This is a genomic window from Paenibacillus sp. OK076 (assembly GCF_900110055.1).
Classification (GTDB): domain Bacteria; phylum Bacillota; class Bacilli; order Paenibacillales; family Paenibacillaceae; genus Paenibacillus.
Genome location: NZ_FOCH01000001.1, coordinates 2,706,475 through 2,725,344 on the forward strand (window position 1 = coordinate 2,706,475; position 18,870 = coordinate 2,725,344).

18 protein-coding genes are annotated in these 18,870 nt (G+C 48.4%); 4 read left to right on the forward strand and 14 right to left on the reverse strand.

Features of this window, described 5'->3' with window-relative positions:
- Positions 1-21: 21 nt before the first annotated feature.
- From BMY78_RS11930 to BMY78_RS11985, 12 genes are all read right to left on the reverse strand, one after another.
- The gene (locus BMY78_RS11930; RefSeq protein WP_090898512.1) at positions 22-1,344 is read right to left on the reverse strand and encodes an amidohydrolase family protein; all 1,323 of its coding nucleotides are present in this window, start codon (positions 1,342-1,344) and stop codon (positions 22-24) included.
- Positions 1,341-1,781, reverse strand: a complete 441-nt coding sequence (locus BMY78_RS11935; protein WP_090898515.1) for a cupin domain-containing protein — start codon at positions 1,779-1,781, stop codon at positions 1,341-1,343. Before BMY78_RS11935 ends, BMY78_RS11930 begins: the two co-directional genes overlap by 4 nt.
- 46 nt (positions 1,782-1,827) lie before the next feature.
- On the reverse strand, positions 1,828-3,510 hold the full coding sequence (locus BMY78_RS11940) for a CocE/NonD family hydrolase (protein ID WP_090898518.1): 1,683 nt from the start codon (positions 3,508-3,510) through the stop codon (positions 1,828-1,830).
- A gap of 97 nt (positions 3,511-3,607) precedes the next feature.
- Positions 3,608-4,942: an FAD-binding oxidoreductase gene (locus BMY78_RS11945; RefSeq protein ID WP_090898521.1), complete on the reverse strand. Its 1,335-nt coding sequence runs from the start codon at positions 4,940-4,942 to the stop codon at positions 3,608-3,610.
- A gap of 48 nt (positions 4,943-4,990) precedes the next feature.
- Positions 4,991-6,007: an ABC transporter substrate-binding protein gene (locus BMY78_RS11950; RefSeq protein WP_090898524.1), complete on the reverse strand. Its 1,017-nt coding sequence runs from the start codon at positions 6,005-6,007 to the stop codon at positions 4,991-4,993.
- Between the two features lie 35 nt (positions 6,008-6,042).
- Positions 6,043-6,909, reverse strand: a complete 867-nt coding sequence (locus BMY78_RS11955) for a fumarylacetoacetate hydrolase family protein (RefSeq protein WP_090898527.1) — start codon at positions 6,907-6,909, stop codon at positions 6,043-6,045.
- Entirely contained in the window at positions 6,906-7,748 is an 843-nt protein-coding gene (locus tag BMY78_RS11960) for a creatininase family protein (RefSeq protein WP_090898530.1), read from the reverse strand. Before BMY78_RS11960 ends, BMY78_RS11955 begins: the two co-directional genes overlap by 4 nt.
- Positions 7,749-7,819: 71 nt before the next feature.
- Positions 7,820-9,007, reverse strand: a complete 1,188-nt coding sequence (locus tag BMY78_RS11965) for an amidase (RefSeq protein ID WP_090898533.1) — start codon at positions 9,005-9,007, stop codon at positions 7,820-7,822.
- Between the two features lie 21 nt (positions 9,008-9,028).
- Entirely contained in the window at positions 9,029-9,841 is an 813-nt protein-coding gene (locus BMY78_RS11970; protein ID WP_090898535.1) for a cysteine hydrolase family protein, read from the reverse strand.
- 62 nt (positions 9,842-9,903) lie between these two features.
- Positions 9,904-10,932 carry an ABC transporter substrate-binding protein gene (locus tag BMY78_RS11975; RefSeq protein ID WP_090898537.1) on the reverse strand — a complete coding sequence of 343 codons (1,029 nt, stop codon included), beginning with the start codon at positions 10,930-10,932 and terminating at the stop codon, positions 9,904-9,906.
- Positions 10,933-10,958: 26 nt separating this feature from the next.
- The gene (locus tag BMY78_RS11980; RefSeq protein WP_090898539.1) at positions 10,959-11,837 is read right to left on the reverse strand and encodes an ABC transporter permease; all 879 of its coding nucleotides are present in this window, start codon (positions 11,835-11,837) and stop codon (positions 10,959-10,961) included.
- A 30-nt stretch (positions 11,838-11,867) separates the two neighbouring features.
- Entirely contained in the window at positions 11,868-12,665 is a 798-nt protein-coding gene (locus BMY78_RS11985) for an ABC transporter ATP-binding protein (protein ID WP_090898542.1), read from the reverse strand.
- A gap of 272 nt (positions 12,666-12,937) precedes the next feature.
- Between BMY78_RS11985 and BMY78_RS11990 the strand changes: the two genes are divergently transcribed.
- Complete coding sequence (locus tag BMY78_RS11990; RefSeq protein WP_177185711.1) at positions 12,938-14,536, forward strand: PucR family transcriptional regulator; 1,599 nt, start codon at positions 12,938-12,940, stop codon at positions 14,534-14,536.
- Positions 14,537-15,171: 635 nt separating this feature from the next.
- Here BMY78_RS11990 and BMY78_RS11995 read toward each other — a convergent pair.
- Positions 15,172-15,729 (reverse strand): TetR/AcrR family transcriptional regulator, encoded by a 558-nt coding sequence (locus tag BMY78_RS11995; RefSeq protein ID WP_090898548.1) that lies wholly within the window; start codon positions 15,727-15,729, stop codon positions 15,172-15,174.
- 260 nt (positions 15,730-15,989) lie between these two features.
- Here BMY78_RS11995 and BMY78_RS12000 point away from each other — a divergent pair, with 260 nt between their 5' ends.
- From BMY78_RS12000 to BMY78_RS33715, 3 genes are all read left to right on the forward strand, one after another.
- Positions 15,990-16,781 carry an SDR family NAD(P)-dependent oxidoreductase gene (locus BMY78_RS12000; protein WP_090898550.1) on the forward strand — a complete coding sequence of 264 codons (792 nt, stop codon included), beginning with the start codon at positions 15,990-15,992 and terminating at the stop codon, positions 16,779-16,781.
- 119 nt (positions 16,782-16,900) lie between these two features.
- Complete coding sequence (locus BMY78_RS33710; protein ID WP_143067023.1) at positions 16,901-17,089, forward strand: aldehyde dehydrogenase family protein; 189 nt, start codon at positions 16,901-16,903, stop codon at positions 17,087-17,089.
- 19 nt (positions 17,090-17,108) lie between these two features.
- A complete protein-coding gene (locus tag BMY78_RS33715) occupies positions 17,109-17,276 on the forward strand; it encodes an aldehyde dehydrogenase family protein (protein WP_371129162.1) in 168 nt (55 codons plus the stop codon).
- Between the two features lie 107 nt (positions 17,277-17,383).
- Here the strand turns inward: BMY78_RS33715 and BMY78_RS12005 are convergent, their stop codons facing one another.
- Positions 17,384-18,298, reverse strand: coding sequence for a phosphotransferase (locus BMY78_RS12005; protein WP_090898553.1), 915 nt, complete (start codon positions 18,296-18,298; stop codon positions 17,384-17,386).
- Positions 18,299-18,870: the final 572 nt, after the last annotated feature.

Below are 18,870 nucleotides of genomic sequence, written 5' to 3' on the forward strand. Positions count from 1 at the left end.
TCCTGTTTGTTGCAAATCATGTTACCATTCAGACGCGAATGTCTGAGCTGTATGCAAAGCAGACTGCCATCTGCCCGAGGCATACACCCAGCGACTCATTTTTGTACCTGATAGCAGCTGCGTGACATCCGAAGCATCCGTGACTACAAAGTTGCAGTCATGTCCTTCTTCTATTCCATACTTGTTGCAGCCCGTGATTGCAGCAGGTATATCCGTGATCATCCGCAGCAGCTGTGCTAAATCCCGTTCACTGCCCATATGGGCCGCATATGATGTGATTTGGGCGATCTGTATCAGATCCCCGCGGCCGAACGGATGGAACGGGTCTTGAATATTGTCGGAGGCCGCAGCAAGCGGAATGCCTTCTGCAAGCAGCTCGCGAATGCGTGTTGTGCCCCGTCTTACCAGGCCGCGATCTTCCCGTCCTTGAAGATACAGGTTCACCGCAGGCAGCGTTACCGCGTTCAGACCGGCTTCCTTCATCTTCGCCATCACATGCTGTGCATCGTTTTCCGTCATGGCAGACAACGAGCACAGATGATCTGCCGTCACTCTGCGCTGATAACCGTAGTGAATCGTATGCTCTGCTAAGCTCAGTACGGTCTTTTTTCCTGGATTATCACTTTCATCTGCATGCAGATCAATGGGTACTCCGAAACGTTCTGCTAACCGAAAAATCCTGCCAATCTCTCTTTCAGAGTCGTCTGCCAGATGAGGGGCTCCGCCCAGTACATCAATTCCCATCCGCAGTGCTTCCTCGATTGCCTCATCCGCAGCTTCTTGATTGCCGCGGAACGGAACCATGAGCGCATATTGAATAGTCATACTACCCTTCAACTTCTCCCGTACCTCCAAGGCTGCCTCAATTGTCCGAAAGGCCACCTCTCTCCCCAAATGAACAGGGAAGTCAAGGTGGCTCCTTATGGTCGTGGTTCCGTAGCTCAGTGCCATTCTGGCGGCAGTCAGCATGCGTTCCGCTAGCTGCTCCTTGCTGAATGTCTGTACAGCCTGGCTGTAATTGAGAATGGCTTCATGAAGTGTGCCGGATCGGTTCGACACCTGCTCAAGCGAGAAGGCCTTATCCAGATGCATATGACAGTCAACCAGGCCAGGAAGCATCATCCCACCCTGCAGATCGATGCAATCCGCGTCTGCGAGCCGTTTCAGATCCGATCCAGCCTGGTGCGGGACCATCAGACGGGAAGCACCGCTCTCCCGTGCATCAAGAAAACGATCCTGCCGACGGATACTAACCCATTTTCCAGCCTCCGCCTGTAGTTCATAAAGACAGAGGTCTTCCCGGCGCGGAAGGCATACATTAATGAAACGCAGCCCTGCACTCATTGTGCGGTAGCCAGCGCCTGAAGCACGGCCAGATCCTCCTCGTCAAGCTCGGTGGCCGGACCCGCTTTGATCATATCCGAGAACATTTCGTCCGGCACCATGGTCGTCAGACAATACAGACGTGTGCTGCCCGTGTTAATAATATCGTGATGGTTGCCCGGTGGAATGATAATGAATGAACCTTGGCGGATCGGCGTCTCATATTCGTTGCCAACTTTGGCTAGCCCCTCCCCTTTTAACACATAAAAATATTCATAAGCTTCCCGGTGTTCATTGGATGGAGTTCTGCCTCCAACCTCGAAGATCTCCACGAATGAAGTGAAAGGAACCTGCTCCCTGTCGCACAGCAGGATGAACTTATTCGTATCCTGTGCGGAAATTTTGTGGACGGGACAATTCTCAAAGTTACCAGCAACCAGACCTGGAATGTTCACCATATACATTCAACCTCACTTTGACTGATTTTAATTTACGCTTCGCTTTTTATCTTTTTACCGGCAGCCTCAAACAGGATATGTCCTGTTCTGTACTGCGAACAGCCGTGGTGGCAATCTTCAACCCACCTGTTCCCGTGCTGTTCATCTCGTCCCTAACACCGTTTGGATGCCGGGCGAATAACGGGAAGGCGCTGCCTGTCAACTCAAGCCGGACATACGAGCCTGCCGGAAGGGTGGCCGCCAAGGGACGCAGCCGGATCTGCGCTGTTCTCCATTCATTGGAATCATCTGCTCCTTCACTGCAGATTTCCGTGCGACCCACACTCAGTAGCCGGGCCGCCCCTTTCTCGGATACGGTCGTGAGGATAGCCACCAGATCCGTCGGACCTCCCAATGTTTGGTACTGCACGGATAACACCGGAGACCCAAAAATAGGGATATCCTCTGCAAGCGGTCCTCCCGTGTATACCAGAATCTCTTGCCGTTCCTGAATAGCAGCTCGGTCGGTGGGCAGGTAAGAGTCCAGGCGCATCGGCAGACGTGAGTCGTACACGAATACATCCGGCACAGCCTCCTCCACATCTTCCTTATGCTTTTCGAGTCTCCCGCCTCCTGCCGCACCGTTCGCCGGGGTCTGTGACCCGGACAGATAAAACCATTCGGACGGAGAGGCCCCATCCTCATATAGAGAAGGCAGCTGTTCCGCCGTGTGCCATTCATGACTCAATTGGTCAAAATATCGGATCGGCAGTTCACCAGGCAGTTCCATGTCTTCCTTGCCCTTCAGCCAATAATCAAACCAGCGCAGCTGCTCCAGATGATGACCACCATCCGCCTGCTCGCCATGATCGATTCCGCCCGCTCTGCGCCCCCATGGAATATGGGCCCACGGGCCGACAATGAGCCGATGAAAGCAATCCGGCGTGGCCGTAGCTTGCAGAGCTTCGAACGACTGTAACGTGCCCATGAGGAAACCGTCATACCATCCCCCAATATGAAGCGCAGGCACGGGTTCCTTTACGATATCGTTGATCCAGTTCATCTTCTCCCAGTACTCATCGTACGCTTGATGATCGATCCAATCATAAAATGCGGGAAAGTATTGCTCCAGAATCGGATGTCTTTCATTCAATGGCATTTTCCAGAGCATCTCCTCGGGGCTGCGCATGAGTCGTGAGCATTGCTCTGCCGTTTCGAAGTCACCCGCTCTTTGTGCCGTGTCACGAGCCAGCTGGAAAGCCCACGGCAAATGGTTGCCAAGTGCGAAGGAGCCATGCGGGTAAAATAAGCCGTGGTACATATCTGCCGGACACATGCTCGGTGCAATCGCCTTGAGCGAAGGGGGGTGAAGGGAAGCTGCTGCCCATTGTGTTAGGCCTTGATAAGAGAAACCGTACATGCCTACTTTCCCGGTCGAGCCGGACAGACCGGCTGCCCATTCAATGGTATCCAATCCGTCCTCAGCTTCTTGAACAAACGGATTAAATTCGCCTTCCGACTCTCCCCGTCCCCTGACATCCTGGATTACCACGATATATCCCTTATTTGCATACCAGACGGGGTGGGCATGCGTAACGGTAGAAGCAATCGACCGTCCGTAGGGCTGGCGCATCAGCAGCACAGGATATTCTCCCGTCTCGTCCGGCAGGTATATATCTGAATACAACGTTATGCCGTCGCGCATCGTGCAAGGGACCTTTCGCCGGATGACCACATTTCCAAATTTCATGCAACTCGCTCCTTTGCTGTAGATACGGATTGACTATTAAAATCCGCATGGCACGTTAATTGCTTGCAGGTTGCGCCATTCTTCCGTCACCCGTTGATCAGATACCGCTAACTGCCGAACGCTTTAATTTCTCCTGATTCAAAATTCCCTTCGGGTCATTGCGATGTTTGATTTCCCACAAACGATCATGGGCGTATGATCGCCCGCCTTCCTTCAAATCCCAAGTATGCGGATTGTTGACTACAACCCGGTTTTTCTCGTAACATTCCATCAGCCGATTCAGGTTTTCCTCCGTTGTGAACGGGACCAGCGGCAGGCCGGAGATCAGCAAATTCCCGTTTTGCCGGGCAAACTCGATATGATTCATCACTTCCGGATATTCCTTTTTCATTGATGAGATTTGCTCAAGGGCACTGGATGGTTCAAAATTCAACTGCAGGTAAGTCAAGCCAGGATCAGCCTTGCGCGCCCACAAAGTTGTATGATTCCATGTGAAATCGGAGACACCTACACCTTTGTGATACTGTTCGGCAGAGACCTTCATAGCCAAGTGACCTCCATACTCCGATAGGATACGTTCAAGCTGGGATTCGTTGGCTGTATCCACTTCCAGTAATGCGACAGCATGGTCAGCGGGGAGATCAAGCGGGAGAAAATAGGATGGTACCGGCCATTCATGGATGGAAATTAGCCTTTTCACCAAGGAAGTGTCCTCAGCTACCGACTGCCCGAAGCGAAAAGCCTGTTCAAAACGGTCAAAGGTCACTGCCCATTGCATCCATTCCACTCGGGGAGCCAGATTGATTTCCACTTCGGACAAAATGCCGATTGTACCGTAAGTATGCAGGTAAGGCAGCACTTCGTCTCCCTGGAGCTCAATGGTACGGGGATGAACCTCAACGGTCTTGATTTTTAGAGAACGTACCAACCCATCCCAGATCGTCCCCCAGCTGATCGAACCGATGCCGCCAAAACCGCCGCATAAAAAACCGCCGATCGTCGCGGATTGAAAGGTGGAAGGCATCGTACGCAGCTCGTAACCTGCCTTGCGGGCAGTGGATTCCATTTTGCCGAGTCTGGCCCCGGCCTGGATCCGCATAGTGCCTTCTCCCATTTCGAGCACCCTGTTGTATTTGGCCAGATTCAGGACGATTCCGCCTGTGACCGGAACGCATTGGCCATAGTTGCCAGTGCCGTTCCCCCTGATGGTCAGCGGAACTCCCAGCTCTGCTGCTATGGAGAGCAGATCGTCAAGTTCTTCCTCGGTGCGCGGACTGGCGATGCACTCGGCGACCTTACCCTGCAGCTGACTGGCCAGCACAGGAGAGAAGTGATGATAATCCATCGAATATTTGGCAAGGGCTGCCTCCTCCCACTGCAGCAATTCCGGATCCATGCGTTCTTTCAATACGGCTATCCAATGTTCATTCATTCGGTTCCCCTCCCGTATGTTGTAAAACTGATTTCCTAAAGGTATCTCTTAGGAACTCGGCAAGAACTCATCCGTAAATACTTTGCTGACATCAGGTTCCTTTTTCAAGGCCCCAATCTCCTTTAGCTGCTTTCCGAGCTCCGTCCAGCGTTCCTCTGTCATGTAGCCAACACCATGTGTCGCCGCATCACCTTCATATACAAACGGGATAAGCGCTTCTGCCGCATAGTTCAGCTTTTCTTTCGTAAAATCAGGATTTTCCTTTAAAATGACGTCATTCACGGTATCATAATTGGTCTTGTAATAATCCCAGCCCTTCATCGAAGCCTCGACATAACCGCGCACAATATCAGGATGATCCTGAATATACTGCTCCGTTGTGAACAGCACATTGGAATACGGGTTATAACCGGCATCTGCCAGTAGCAGGAAATTAATGTCCACATTCTGCTGCTTCATCTCGTAAGGTTCACTGGTTACATATCCCTGAATCGCAACCGTTTCATCGGCTACAAAAGGAGCCAAAGAACCGGTATAAGCCAATTCCTTCACGTTACCCAATTGGTATTTACTCTTCACAAAATCCCAAAACACCGAGCCTGTCCCCACGTATACGGAGCGGTTGTTCAAATCGGCCAAGGAGGACATGTTCTGATTGGCATGAACCATAAGTCCCTGCGGGCTTTTCTGGAATATCGTTGCAATCGCTACAAGAGGAATTCCTTCTTCACGAGCGACCAGCAATTGATCCGCTGTAGCCAGTCCGAACTGCGCCTTGCCTGAAGCCACGATCTGTGTTGGAGACACCTGCGGCCCACCAGCCTGGATGGTCATATCGAGACCAGCCTCATTGTAGTATCCTTGTTCCTTTGCCGCATACAGACCCCCGTGCTCTGCTTGTGCAAACCAGTTCGTCACCTGTGTAATTGCCGTGAGTTCCTCGCTTCCCCCTGTAGCAGAGGCATTCTCAGCCGTTGGCTGATTCCCGCAAGCTGTCAGCAATGTGGATAAGGAAAATATTGCTGCGAGTAAAACGACAGTTCCCTTTTGTCTGTACTTGTTCATCTCATTACCACTCCCCAAGGAAAATTACTGATGATTTATACGACTTCCCCTACCGGATTTCGAAGCGTCATAAAGCCACTGATTCTACACTCGGCGACATCTCCTTGCTGAATCCGAACGGACCCGGGTGTGCCTGTCATGATCACATCTCCCGGATAGAGAGTCATCATCTGTGAAAAATACGAGACAATGAACCATGGATGATACATCATGTGAGACACCGTATTGCTATGAATAACCTCATCATTCAATACAGTTTCAACGACGAGGCTCTGCAGGTCACTTATTTCATCAGGTGTTATTAGTTGTGGTCCAAGACTGAAAAATGTATCGAATACCTTGGATCGCTGCAGGAATCTGGGGTTCCGTGCGTGAATGTCCTGGTTAGTCATATCCAGCGTTGCGGCAAAACCTGCAATGACCTCCTGCGCACGTTCTTCCGGCACATTTTTGCAGGTTCGGCCGATGATAATGCCAAGCTCTGCTTCTGATGTCACATTCACATCCTGAGCCGTCAGCTGGATATACTCTTCCGGCCCGATCAGGCTTGAGTCTGGCTTCATGAAGCAGACTGGCTCACGCTCTGGAGGAGTAGATGCGAGATCGATCGCTTTTTGCACATAATTCATGCCAATTCCCCATATTTTACGAGGGTGGCGGAAGAGAGGAGCAGCTATGGCTCCTTCTGAAGGTATGAAAGGGATTGATGAAACTGCTCTATCCCCGTGCCTCTGATACCACTGGATTAGCTCCTCTAGCTGGCCTTGCTTCAAGATCTCCATAACGGAGGTGCCCCATGTGCTTCCTTCCGCCCTGTTGATCTCCTCCAGAAGAAAGAATCGCTCCCCATGTTCAATCGCGGCCTGTTCACCATCGCCGTGTTTCAGACTGGCGAGCTTCACAAGGTGCTTCCTGCTGGCTGCTGAACCGGTTCAGTCCCGCGGACATCGGTGATTTCAAAATCACACAGTTCCTCCAGCGCCTCTGACAAAATCGTTGAGATTCTATCCTGAATAATGCTGCCTTTCTCCGGCGTGGCCGTTGTAGCATCACCAGCAATGCCTGTAGCAGAGATATCAGCCATCTTCCAGGCGAAACGAATTCTCCCTTCTAATGTAAGAAAGCGGTAAGAGGACATATCAGGAAGCTCTTTGACGAGGAACTCCTTCTTCACCCAGTCCGGTTTGATGGACATCACGAGAGAGGTCTCATAATCGCCACCATGAATACCGTATTCCAGCTCCTCGGAAGACAGGAGATCCTCTGCCACATTTAGACTGCTGGGACTGAGATAGAAAACCATCATCCCTGTTCTGATCCGTATTTCTCGTGATACTGTATTTAGCAAATCCACGTTGCCGCCATGGGTGTTAAACAACAGTAACTTGCGAAAACCACTGGCCTTCAGACTTTCTGCAATGTCCAGCATGATGGCATGCAGTGTGCTCGCCGATAAGGAAATGGTGCCCGGAAGTCCGATATGTTCATTGCTTTTGCCATACGAGACCGGAGGCAGCAGCCAGATCTCCTTATCCGCCCGCACCCGCTCCAGCGTTTGTGATAATGTCGCTTCCCCAATCAAAGTGTCCGTATATACGGGCAGATGGGGGCCATGCTGCTCCACAGCTCCGACTGGAAGAATAACCAGCGCCTTATCCTTCGGCAGTTCTTTGACCTGTTTGCTTGTCAGACGGGGCAAAAATCGTTCCTCCCACGCTGTTCCTTCATATCGTTGAAACATAACTGACACCCTTTCTCCTGCGGCTTTATTGTTTTACGCGTAGCTTCATGTTCATATATCGAATGATGCTCTTATCCTTTTACTTCTGAATTTACTGCTGAAAGAAAGGATGTGGCCCATTCCAGCAGACGTTGATCCTGTCCCGGACCGGCAATGATCGAAATACCGACCGGGCAGCCCAGTACCTCCGAAGCCGGAATCGTAAGCTGCGGCAGACCCGACAAGCCGGAAATGCAGGTTAAACGCATCGTTTTCACTCTTCGTTCTTCAATTAAAGGCCCGCCCAAGCTCAGCTTCGGGGCCGCTCCAGTCGTCGTCGGAATCACAAGCACCGTATCCGTTCTGAGCAGGTCAGTCATGTGCTTGCACACCTCGACTCGGCGTTTGGCTGCCTTCTCCTGATCGGCACGTTCAACAGTGCTTGCCCAGGAGAATCGCCCGGCCGTATCTGGTCCGAAGGTCGGCTGCTCACGTTCAATCCACGCTCCGTGCTCCTGCCATATTTCATAGCCCTGGATCGTCCTGAACATGGTCATCCATTCAGGTAGACCCTGCGGGGCGATGCGAACCGTTTCATGGCTCGCAGCCATGCCGCACAGCAACTTCAGGTAAGGGGTAAGCGCCTCTTTGCTCTCCGTGTCAGCAAGCTCCCACGCATCCTCACCGATGAGCACCCGGCTGAAGCCTGTACCCGAGTCTGTCTGCGGAAAAAGCACTTCTCCTACCCGGCACAGCGTCTCGAAATCACGTGCCATCCAGCCGACGGTGTCGAAGCTGGGAGCGAGTGGGATAACGCCTTTCGCGGAGACGATGCCATGCGATGGACGCATTCCATAAATTCCACAGTACGAAGATGGCACACGTACCGATCCTCCTGTATCCGTTCCAAGGGAGAAGTCAGCAAGCCCAGCGGCGACAGCTACCGCCGATCCGCTCGATGAACCTCCAGGGATACGATCGGGAGCTTTTGGATTTACTGGTGTTCCATAATGAACATTTTCACCATTCAAGCTGAACATCAGCTCATCCGTATGCGTCATGCCCGTTAGCCTTGCTCCTTGCTGCAATAGCAGGTTGAGCGTTTCCGCGTGTTCCGCCTCGGGCCCATGCGTCTGGAGCCAACGTGGATTACCCGCGCCATTTGTATTGCCACGGACGGCAAACACATCCTTGACCATAAAGCTGAGTCCGTTCAGCCTACCCTGCTCTGTCGGTTCAACGTTCACCTGGTTGACAATGGCGTTCCATTGGTCCTTCATTGCTTCATCCCATCCTTCCGCTCAGCCTTCTAACGATGCCAGCTCTTCCGAGGTATTTCTCTCTATAGCAGTCGCTCCCCCGCTCAGCTCTTGTACCAACCAGGTGGAATCTGTAACGAAGCCATAACATTGCTTGATATTGTACAATGTCGCTTCTATGCAGAAATCCGGGGAGCTTGTTGCCGAGCAATCCTCCAGAAGTATGCCGTCATATCCGAGACAAGCCGCGTCCTGCAGTGTATGCATGACACACTGATCGAGATTTACCCCGGCAAACAACACCGTTTGAATATTAAGATTGCGTAGAATACTGTCCAGTGGTGTATCCCAAAACCCGCTCATGCGATATTTATCCACATAGATATCATCGGGGGACGAATCCAGACCATCGACAATGGCCGTTCCCCAACTGCCTTTCTCCAGCACCTTGGAGCCGTTCCCCGGTAGCGGGTCCCCGATGCCGTTGCCCCGCCCATTCGAATTGTATACATGAAGCACGGATGGCGGCACGTTCATTCGGTCTTCCCGGTTGCCCCAGTTCACCCATATCACAGGCACTCCCGCTTTGCGCAGCTCGGGCATCAGTCGGTTCAGCCGGCTGACCGGGTTAAGGAGCGGAGAGGTATCGACCCCAATGGAATCCAGCCATCCACCCGGTGTACAGAAATCATTCTGCATATCGATGACAATAACTGCCGTATGCTCGAGATCAAATATGACTTCCTGCGGCTGTGCAGGGAGGGTTACTGACTTGCCGTACTTTTGCGTTCGCCTTAGATCCACCAGCGTTTCGGACACTTGCCAATAGCTCTTTCGATTTCCAAGTTTGAACATATTAAGTCCCCTCATTTTTCTGAAATTTCTGATTTGAAGCTTCAAATACGTTTGGTTCAGGTTTATGGCTTCATCAGATACTCCGTTGTAAACGCCTCGGTAACATCTAGTGCCTTCGTTAATCCTCCGCCCTTGATCATCTGATCCTGGAGAGTACTCCAGCGTTCCTTTGTCATGTAACCAATACCATTTGCCTCAGATTCCTTGTTAAGAATAAAGGGTTTTTCCTGCACTGCTTCATAATTCATTGCTTCTACCGTCATATCGGGATTGTAGGTTTGAATAAACGGGTTTACCTTTTCATAGTTGTCTAGATAATAGCTCCAACCTTTCTGACTTGCCTGCACGACAGCTTCAACAACATCAGGGTGCTCTTTGAGGTAATCTTCCGTCGTGAAAAGAACGTCTGCATAGTTCGCATAACCGGAATCGGCGATTTTCAGAAAGTCCACCTCAACCCCCTGCTGAGAAAGTGCGTAAGGCTCATTCGTGATGTAACCCTGATTGAGCGAACTAGGGTCATTGATAAAATTGACAAGCTGCCCGTTATACTTCATTTCTTTTACATCTGTCAGATTGTATTGGCTCTTGATATATTCCCAGTAAGGCACCGCTGTACCGATGTATACGGTTTTGCCGTTCAGGTCTGTGAAATCCTGAATGTTCTCCCCCTTGTGGTACATCAGAACCTGAGGTGTGCTTTGAAAACCGGCAAGGATACCGACAACAGGGATTCCCTGTTCCCGCGCCTTCAGAATTTCATCCGCATAAGAGATACCGAATTCAGCTTTGCCTGCAGCGACAAGCTGCATGGTTGACACCTCGGGGCCTCCTGGCTGAATTGTCATGTCGATCCCTTTGTCCTTATAAAAGTTCTGCTGCAATGCCGCAAAATAGCCTCCATCTTCCCCTTTGGCGTACCAGCCCTCGATCAGTTTCACCTGCTTCAGTTCTGTTCCGGCTTCCCCTCCCGCCGGGGCGGCGGATTCTAGAGCGGAGGAATTGGAGCATGCGCTTAGAAGCAGTAGGATCAAAGAAGCAGCCGACAGCAGCCATTTCTTGTAACGAAAGTTCATATGATGTTTGGACATGTTGGATCTCTCCCCCGGTTCTGGTATCATTTCATTGCTGATTCATGCCAGGACTTCAAAAGTTTGTTCGACACCATGTTGATGATTAGGAAAAATGCGATTCCTAGGGCGGATGCCGCTAAACCGCAGGCGAACAGATAAGGCGTTTGCAGGCGGGTTGCCGCAACGGTAATCCCGTAACCGAGTCCGCCTTGTCCGCCACCAATGCCTGCAATGTATTCACCCACGATCGCTCCGACAACCGAACTGGAGCATGAAATTTTCAGTCCTGCCATAATGTACGGAAGTGCCGCCGGAAATCTAAGCCTCCAAATGGTTTGCAGCTTGCTTGCATTATACAGATAGAATAAATTTTTCATGTTCTGATCCGTTGAGTTCAATCCGATCAGCGTATTCGATAAAATCGGGAAAAAACTGATTAAGAATGAAATGATCACAATGGCATTTATTCCCGCTCCGAACCAGATCACTATAATTGGCGCTACCGCAACGACCGGAATAGTCTGTAGGATAATAGCGTAGGGATATACGCTTTTTTCTACCGTTTTGGACAGGGCCAGTAGAATGGCCAATGAAATACCGAGCACTACACTGATCGTAAAGCCGATCAACGCCTCAACAATGGTTGTGCTTACCGACGTAATCAGATTCGCGCTGTTCTCAGCAGCGGCTGCAGCAATATCGGATGGCTTGGGCAAGATATATGGGGGCATTCCGAGTATCCGCACGATTAATTCCCATCCGCCGATAAACAGGACAAACACGACGATTGGCGGCAGAATTTTTTTCAGCAGTCCGATGACTGGGCTCTCTTCTCCCGGATGATGGCTGCGGGCATTCTCCTTCCCAGAAGCTCGGATACCTGGTGTCGTTTCAACGGCTGGATTAGCTACCATCTCTTCCATGTTGCTTCCCTCTCCTCTCATTTCTGGCTATCAATGATTCAGAACATTGGACACGCTGCGTACATATTCACCGAATTCAGGCTGGGTCCGGAATTCATCATCCCTCGGATAGGCAAACGGAATATCAATGAAATCGGAAATTTTACCGGGACGAGGCGTCATCACCACGACTTTTGTTGATAGGAACACACTTTCGAACACGTTATGCGTAATGAACAGAACCGACATCTTCTTGTCCTGTTCCCAAATATTTAGCAGCTCATTCTGCAGCGTCTGCCTGGTAATTTCATCAAGGGCGCCAAACGGTTCGTCCATTAACAGCAGCTTGGGGCGAGATATCAACGCTCGTGCAATAGATACTCTCATCTTCATTCCGCCTGACAACTCACGAGGCAGCACCTTCATATAATCCTTCAGCCCTACCAACTCTAAAACCCGCTCCCCTTCGGTAATTCGCTCCTTTTTGGATACGCCACGCAAAGTAAGAGGCATGGTGACATTATCAATCAGCTTGGCCCACGGGAGCAGGGTATGCTCCTGAAATACAAAGGCAATTTCATTCTGTTTACGTGCTTCCTTTGGGGAAGTACCCAGCACGGTCAGATGACCGGAGGTCGGTTCCGTCAAACCGGCAATCATATTGAAAATGGTAGATTTCCCGCAACCGGAAGGACCGACAAAACATAGAAATTCTCCTTCCCCCACATGCAGATTCGCATGCTGCACAGCTACAGTGCCATTGGGGTAGATTTTGCCGACATCATCGATTACAAGCATGGAACGGCTGTCCTTTTGGGTCGCTGCCTGTTGATTTTGGGTGAGCTGCATCTGAATCCCCTCTTCTCTTTGAAGTTGTGTCCTATCATATAGCCAAAAAATATGCGTGTAAATATTCCTCACACAATTTTGGTTTTTTATCTAATGGTATACGCTTTACGTTGGTTCAAAAACAGAACATTTGATGTTTTCGGTTAACTTATATGACACACATATAACAAAAAGGATTGCAGGAATTCGACAACACCCTATATAATTGCTTAAAAGTTACGTGGTGTCCGGTACCTGATTCAGATATGTATCGTTTAGGAGGAATGATTGACATGCATTTAACGATAGAAGATGCGTTGGCGGTGTACCCGTTATCGGAAGGCAAGTTAGCAGCCGGTAAAAAAGGAATTTCTCGAACGATTAGCTCCATCAATTTGATGGATGCGCCGGATGTGATCAACTGGATGAAAGAAGGGGAACTCTTGTTGACTACAGCGTATGCGATTAGGGATTCACCCGAGGAATTTGTTAATTTGCTGCAAAAGCTGAATGAACGTGGGGCCTCCGGACTTGGCATCAAGCTTGGTCGATATTGGGCGGAAATACCAGAGATAGCCCTGCTTGAAGCTGATCGACTGGGCTTGCCCCTAATTGAGCTGCCTTTTCAATTCACCTTCTCCGAGCAGATCACCGCTCTCTACCAATCCGAGTTCCAACGCGATACCCGCCGGCTGAATGAATTGCTTGAAACACAGAAAAAGCTGGTTGATTTTGCGATGCAGGCGGATGAGTACACCAATTATTTTCAAAGTATCACAAGCATTTTAGGGGTTCCTTTGGCCATCGTTACCTCTGAAGGACAGACCTTGTATAACATGACCCGCTGTTCCGATATGGAGCTGTTAAGCGATTGGCCCTGGAATCAGGACAATCGGTTTTATAAGTCTGCGAGCAACCTGTTGTATCGGGTCCCCCTGCTGAAAAACGGAAAGTCTTACGGTTACTTGCTCATACAAACTGAAAATCTGCTGGAAGCACATGAAATGGAGGGCATTTTTCACCAAGCTGCCGTTATTCTTTCCTATCATCTGGAGGTCATCCAGAATCAGGAGGCTACTGCGGCAGGCAGTCGTCTTGGCACGGCCATGGAACGTTACTTAAAGGGGAATGCCTCTTTGAAAACGGTGCTCGAATTTGCCGAAGCATTGGGAAGCAAATTTTGGAGCACGCCTTACGTATGCATGGTATCTTCCTCAAGAGCGGATGCTTGGGACCATGAAAGTCAGAAGCGCAAACTGAGGGAGATTCAGAATAGGCTTCAGGATCATCCCAAAACATCCTCCTTGGAATCCAATCATTTTTATGTGATGAACCGCATATATTCACTCTTCCCCCTTCTAGAAGAAGAGGCCAAGGATCGAAGGAAGTATGAGGATTCGGTACGTTTGTATGCGGATTTGATGCATTCATGGGACCACGGAACAAGGACATGTTTTATCAGTAAAGTAAGAACGGGCATGGAGGAGTTCATCGACGGCTTCCGGGAGTGCGGGGATGCTGAGAGAATCAGTACGGAGCTTGGTTTAAGCGAACCGGTTGTCATGTTTGCTGACCTGGAATTTATTTATCTCTTCAAGCATATTCCACAGGAGGTCATGGTCAGGTATTGCTCTTATTTATTCCGTCCACTGCTGGACAAAGAAGAGGAATACACCAGCGAGATGATGCACACACTTGAAGCCTATTTCGCCAACAACGGCCAAGTGAATGAAACTGCACGTGAGCTATATATCCATCGCAACACAGTACTGTACAGGCTGGAGAAAATTTCGGGGCTGCTGAACCTGGATATGAAGAATACCGATCATCTGCTGCTCTTAAAGCTGGGACTTATGTTTAGGCATTTAATGTCTCCCGAGAGACAAATTTAAAAAAGGTCTAGGGTATACCTAGGAGCCTCGATTCCTGGTAACCGGTCAGAGCTCCCCGCGAATTGGCCTGGTTGAAAAGTTTGGGTCAATTTCGAATGAGCAACCAGTATTCAGATTGAACAAAAATGCTCAAACAAGTTATCTTTCAGTCGAATTATCATCCAAATGTAACTATTTACTTAATTCCAAATGTTTTTAAACGGCAAAGTCTTATATTAATGTGCTTTTTCCCGCCACACCTGGGGTTAACAATCACATGGTGAATCCTGAGGACCTTAACATTAGTTCTGTCATGATAATATTTAGATAACAATCTAATCCGCAATGACACAATGTTCTTGTCCTTTTCGGCAAAGGAACCAAGTTCTTGTCCTCAGTTTAGGACAAGAACTTGGTTCCTTAAAACAAAAAAGCCGCTATAATAGCGACTTTGAATGGAACAATGTTCTTGTCCCGCAACAGCTTATTCGTTTAGCAGTTGTTTCTTCCTTACCTACGCAAAAATCCTAATACTACAATAACATTCTATTTTTCTACTAAACTATCTATTACTTCTCCCAAAGGCATTTATTGCGGATCAAATTACGGTGCAAACCTGGTGAATCCTTTTCTATGTTTTAATATGATATCAGAAGCTAGACCTTAATGGCTCTCCAGCACGCATCCAATGTTTGCCGAATCTGCTCCTCGCCAAAAGGGTATTTTCCTCCCAAATACCCCCTTATTGAAGTAGCAACCATGCCTTTGATGAGATGACAGCAAAACATTGGATTCATTTCGCTGATGATGCCCTGCTTCTGACCTTCTTCGATAACAGCAAAAATTTCAATCATCGCAGGATTCATCATATTTCTCACTTCTTCGTCGATGTAAGGAGAATCGCTATATCCTTCCAGAAACAGAATTTCTTTTGGGTAATTCAGCCCGTAATCCACCATGTGTCTCAGAATTCCCTTGGTTCGTTCATAGACTGTGAGATTAGGGTCATAGCCGGTCATGATCACTTCTCCCATGTGCATGAGTACACTTTTATATAGCTCATTAACTAGCTCTTCTTTGTTTTTATAATAATTATAGAAGGTGCTGGAGCCAACATTGGCTCGTTTGAAAATTTTTGGGAAAGTAACGGACTGTATGCCCTCCTCAATGATTAAATCCAGCGCTGCAATTCTAATATCCTCTCGCTTACCCATGTTCACCCCTCCTTTTCGGAAAATATTTTCTATCAAAATTATAGATCTGAAAAATAACGATGTCAATTTTAGAATAAAAATTCCACAAAATCGATGGAAAATAGATATTTTCTGTGATTATCAGAAAAAAAACACAGGAAAAAGAATTAAAATTCTATATTATTGACAACTACAGCCTCAATACGTATATTTTATTTAGAAAATATTTTCTAAACCTTTAACAAACAACATAAAACCTTATTAATCAGGAGGTCATATTAATGATTATTTATAAAGGTAAAGTCGCTCTGGTCACAGGTGCTTCATCTGGTATAGGAGAGGCCTACGCAAGAGAGCTTGCTGCAAGAGGCAGTCATGTCATTGTGGTTGCACGTTCGAAGGATAAACTTGAGTTACTTGCCAAAGATTTAAAGGCTACTTATGGAGTTAATACTTACCCTCTAGTCAGTGATCTTTCAAAGCTGGGGGCTGCTGAAGAACTGGCCGAAAAGGTTAAGGAGCTTGGACTTAAGGTGAACATTTTGATTAACAATGCAGGATTCGGAACAGACGGCCGGTTTGAAGAAACCTCTATGGAACGTTATCGCGAGATGGTTGATCTGAATATCACCTCACTCATGGATATGACGGCTCAGTTTTTACCCTACATGCAGCATCATAAGGATGGAATTATCGTTAATGTTTCTTCTTTTTTAGCTTTTTATCCATTTCCATATATGGGGGCTTATGCCGCTACCAAAGCATTTGTACTTTCTTTCTCGGAATCACTCTGGGCAGAGAACAAACACTTGGGAATTCGTGTTATGGCACTATGTCCAGGAGCGACCAAAACAGGATTTTTCGATAAGGTCGATGCTACGAATTTGCCAATAAACGTTACGGGTACTCCTCAGTCTGTTGTAAAGACCGCCTTTCGTGGACTTGAGAAAAACCGTATCTATGTGATAGACGGTGTCGGCAATTACTGGATCTCCAATAGTGCCCGTTTTGTCACACGTAAATTTATGGCTGCCCTCTCTGAACGTCTTGGACGTCCTGCATCGAAGAAATAAAAGTTGATTTTTTGGAGACTCGCTACCCATGAATATATTAAAAAGCTTGAAAACAAATCGTTTGAAGAAAATATAGATTGATTCAGAGCAGCTAGGTTACGTAAAGTTCAGCGGGGAAAATGGTCAATTCGGGCCAAACTTGCGTGGCACCCGATTATGTGCTTGTCCATGAATTGGTGAAGGTGAAGCTAATCAGCGAATTGATCCTGACGATTAAGCAGTTTTTTGGTTCGGAAATCGTCAAAAGCTGTGATTATGGCCGCATTGTGAGCGCGAGGCATTTCAACCGGTTGAAATGCCTTCATTGAGAAAGGCAAAGGAGAAATCATATACGGCGGTTCATCCGATGAGAATAGCGGCTTTATCGAACCGACTTTAATGGGATGGTCGCCACATGGAGTTCGGCGACTATGGCAAATGAAATTTTTCGGTCCAATTTTGCCTATAATTAGCTATAGCAGATTGGAAGACGCAATCGTGTACCTATTGCTGTAGCTGGACAAGAACGGCATCAGAGAAGGCGGATCGTACCTTATCGCTGCCTTTAAACGACAAAATGGTGCCGATAGCCATAGCCCCATAGCCGCAACGAAATAATGAGCCTAATCCGACAGTGCCCGCATGATGTTGGATTTTGCCTCTGCCGCAATCGCTTCATTCCCGTCATCGACCGCTTGCATTAAGATCAGTATGGGGATGTATACCGCGATCAGCCGCGCCAGCAGCTTCGTTTCCTCGTCCGCTCCTCCGTACATTTCGAAAAACACGCCGCGAGCGTAAGGTGGTAAAAAGCTATAAGCAACGCTCAAATCGCAAGCCGGATGGCCTACGCTCAGATCGCCCCAATCAATGATGCCGGAAACGATCCCGTTCTCATTCACAAGCATATTTTTGAAATGAAGATCTCCATGTAGCACTGCATTCACCGCCTCGACACGGTCCTTTTGCAGCCTGCTAATATACGCTTCGATCACACCGGACTCCTCCGGCGACAAGTGTTCAACCACCTTCGATAGAAATCCTTCCAATTTCACTTTGCGCGATGCTATGTCCGTCAAGTTTCGATGATCTTGCTGAACTCCGCACTTCAGCGCCGTCTGCAGCGGAAACTCATGCAATCTCCGCAAAAATTTCGCCAGCGTCTCTGCCGATAAAGCCCGGCGTTCTTCCGTCAAACCGATTGGGAAATCTCCTGGCACGTAGGCATAGCCAAGAAATGGTGCCGGGTATTCGTCACTTGCTTCGCCATAAAACAACGGTTTCGGATAGGGGATGGTCATATATGCCTCCAACTTCGGCAGCAGCTTCCCTTCCATACGAATCGAGCCAACTGCAATAGATCTTCTTGGAAACCGGAACACGTACTCGTCACCGATGAGAAAAACCGTATTGTCCCAGCCCCAGCCCAATCGCTTCACTTGCTTCGATGACAGCTGAGGGAATTGTCTGCCGATCAGCGTCCGCGCCTGCTCTTCGTTAACCTCCCACTCCGCATCCCAAACATTCGTTCCACCCATGAATTGTCTGCCTCCTCGTTCCTTACGTTATTTAGATGTTTACATTCCCTGGAAGTTACGCATAACTGCCCGTTAGTTTAATGAAACGAAGAGCAAGTTGCCGATTAGATATACGCCTAATCGGCAATCGGACTATGTTCTTGTCCTTGACTTGGGACAAGAACTTGTACCGATAAAATAAAAAAGCCGCTAAAATAGCGACTTCAATGGGAACATGTTCTTGTCCCTCGACATTAAAGCTGCACTAATTTTGCCGTCAATTATACCTCTCCACTGAGTGCTCTACGATAGTTCCTCTATTTCTTTCAGAACATCTCTGTAAGTAATCTCATTGTTTATTAGATGTGGATAGCAATTGAATGCTTTGTCAAACTGAGCGTCTGTAACTTTTATATACCCGTTACCGATCATTTCTTGATCCGTTTCATCTGGGTCGCTTAACATCTTATACTCTATATTTTTTTTAAAAAAATTTCTTCCCATGATTGACCTGATTAGCTTTCCTTTTAAGTTCCATCTACTGTCATTGCATTATACTGCTGATAAGTAAGACAGTTCCAGATAAAGACTTA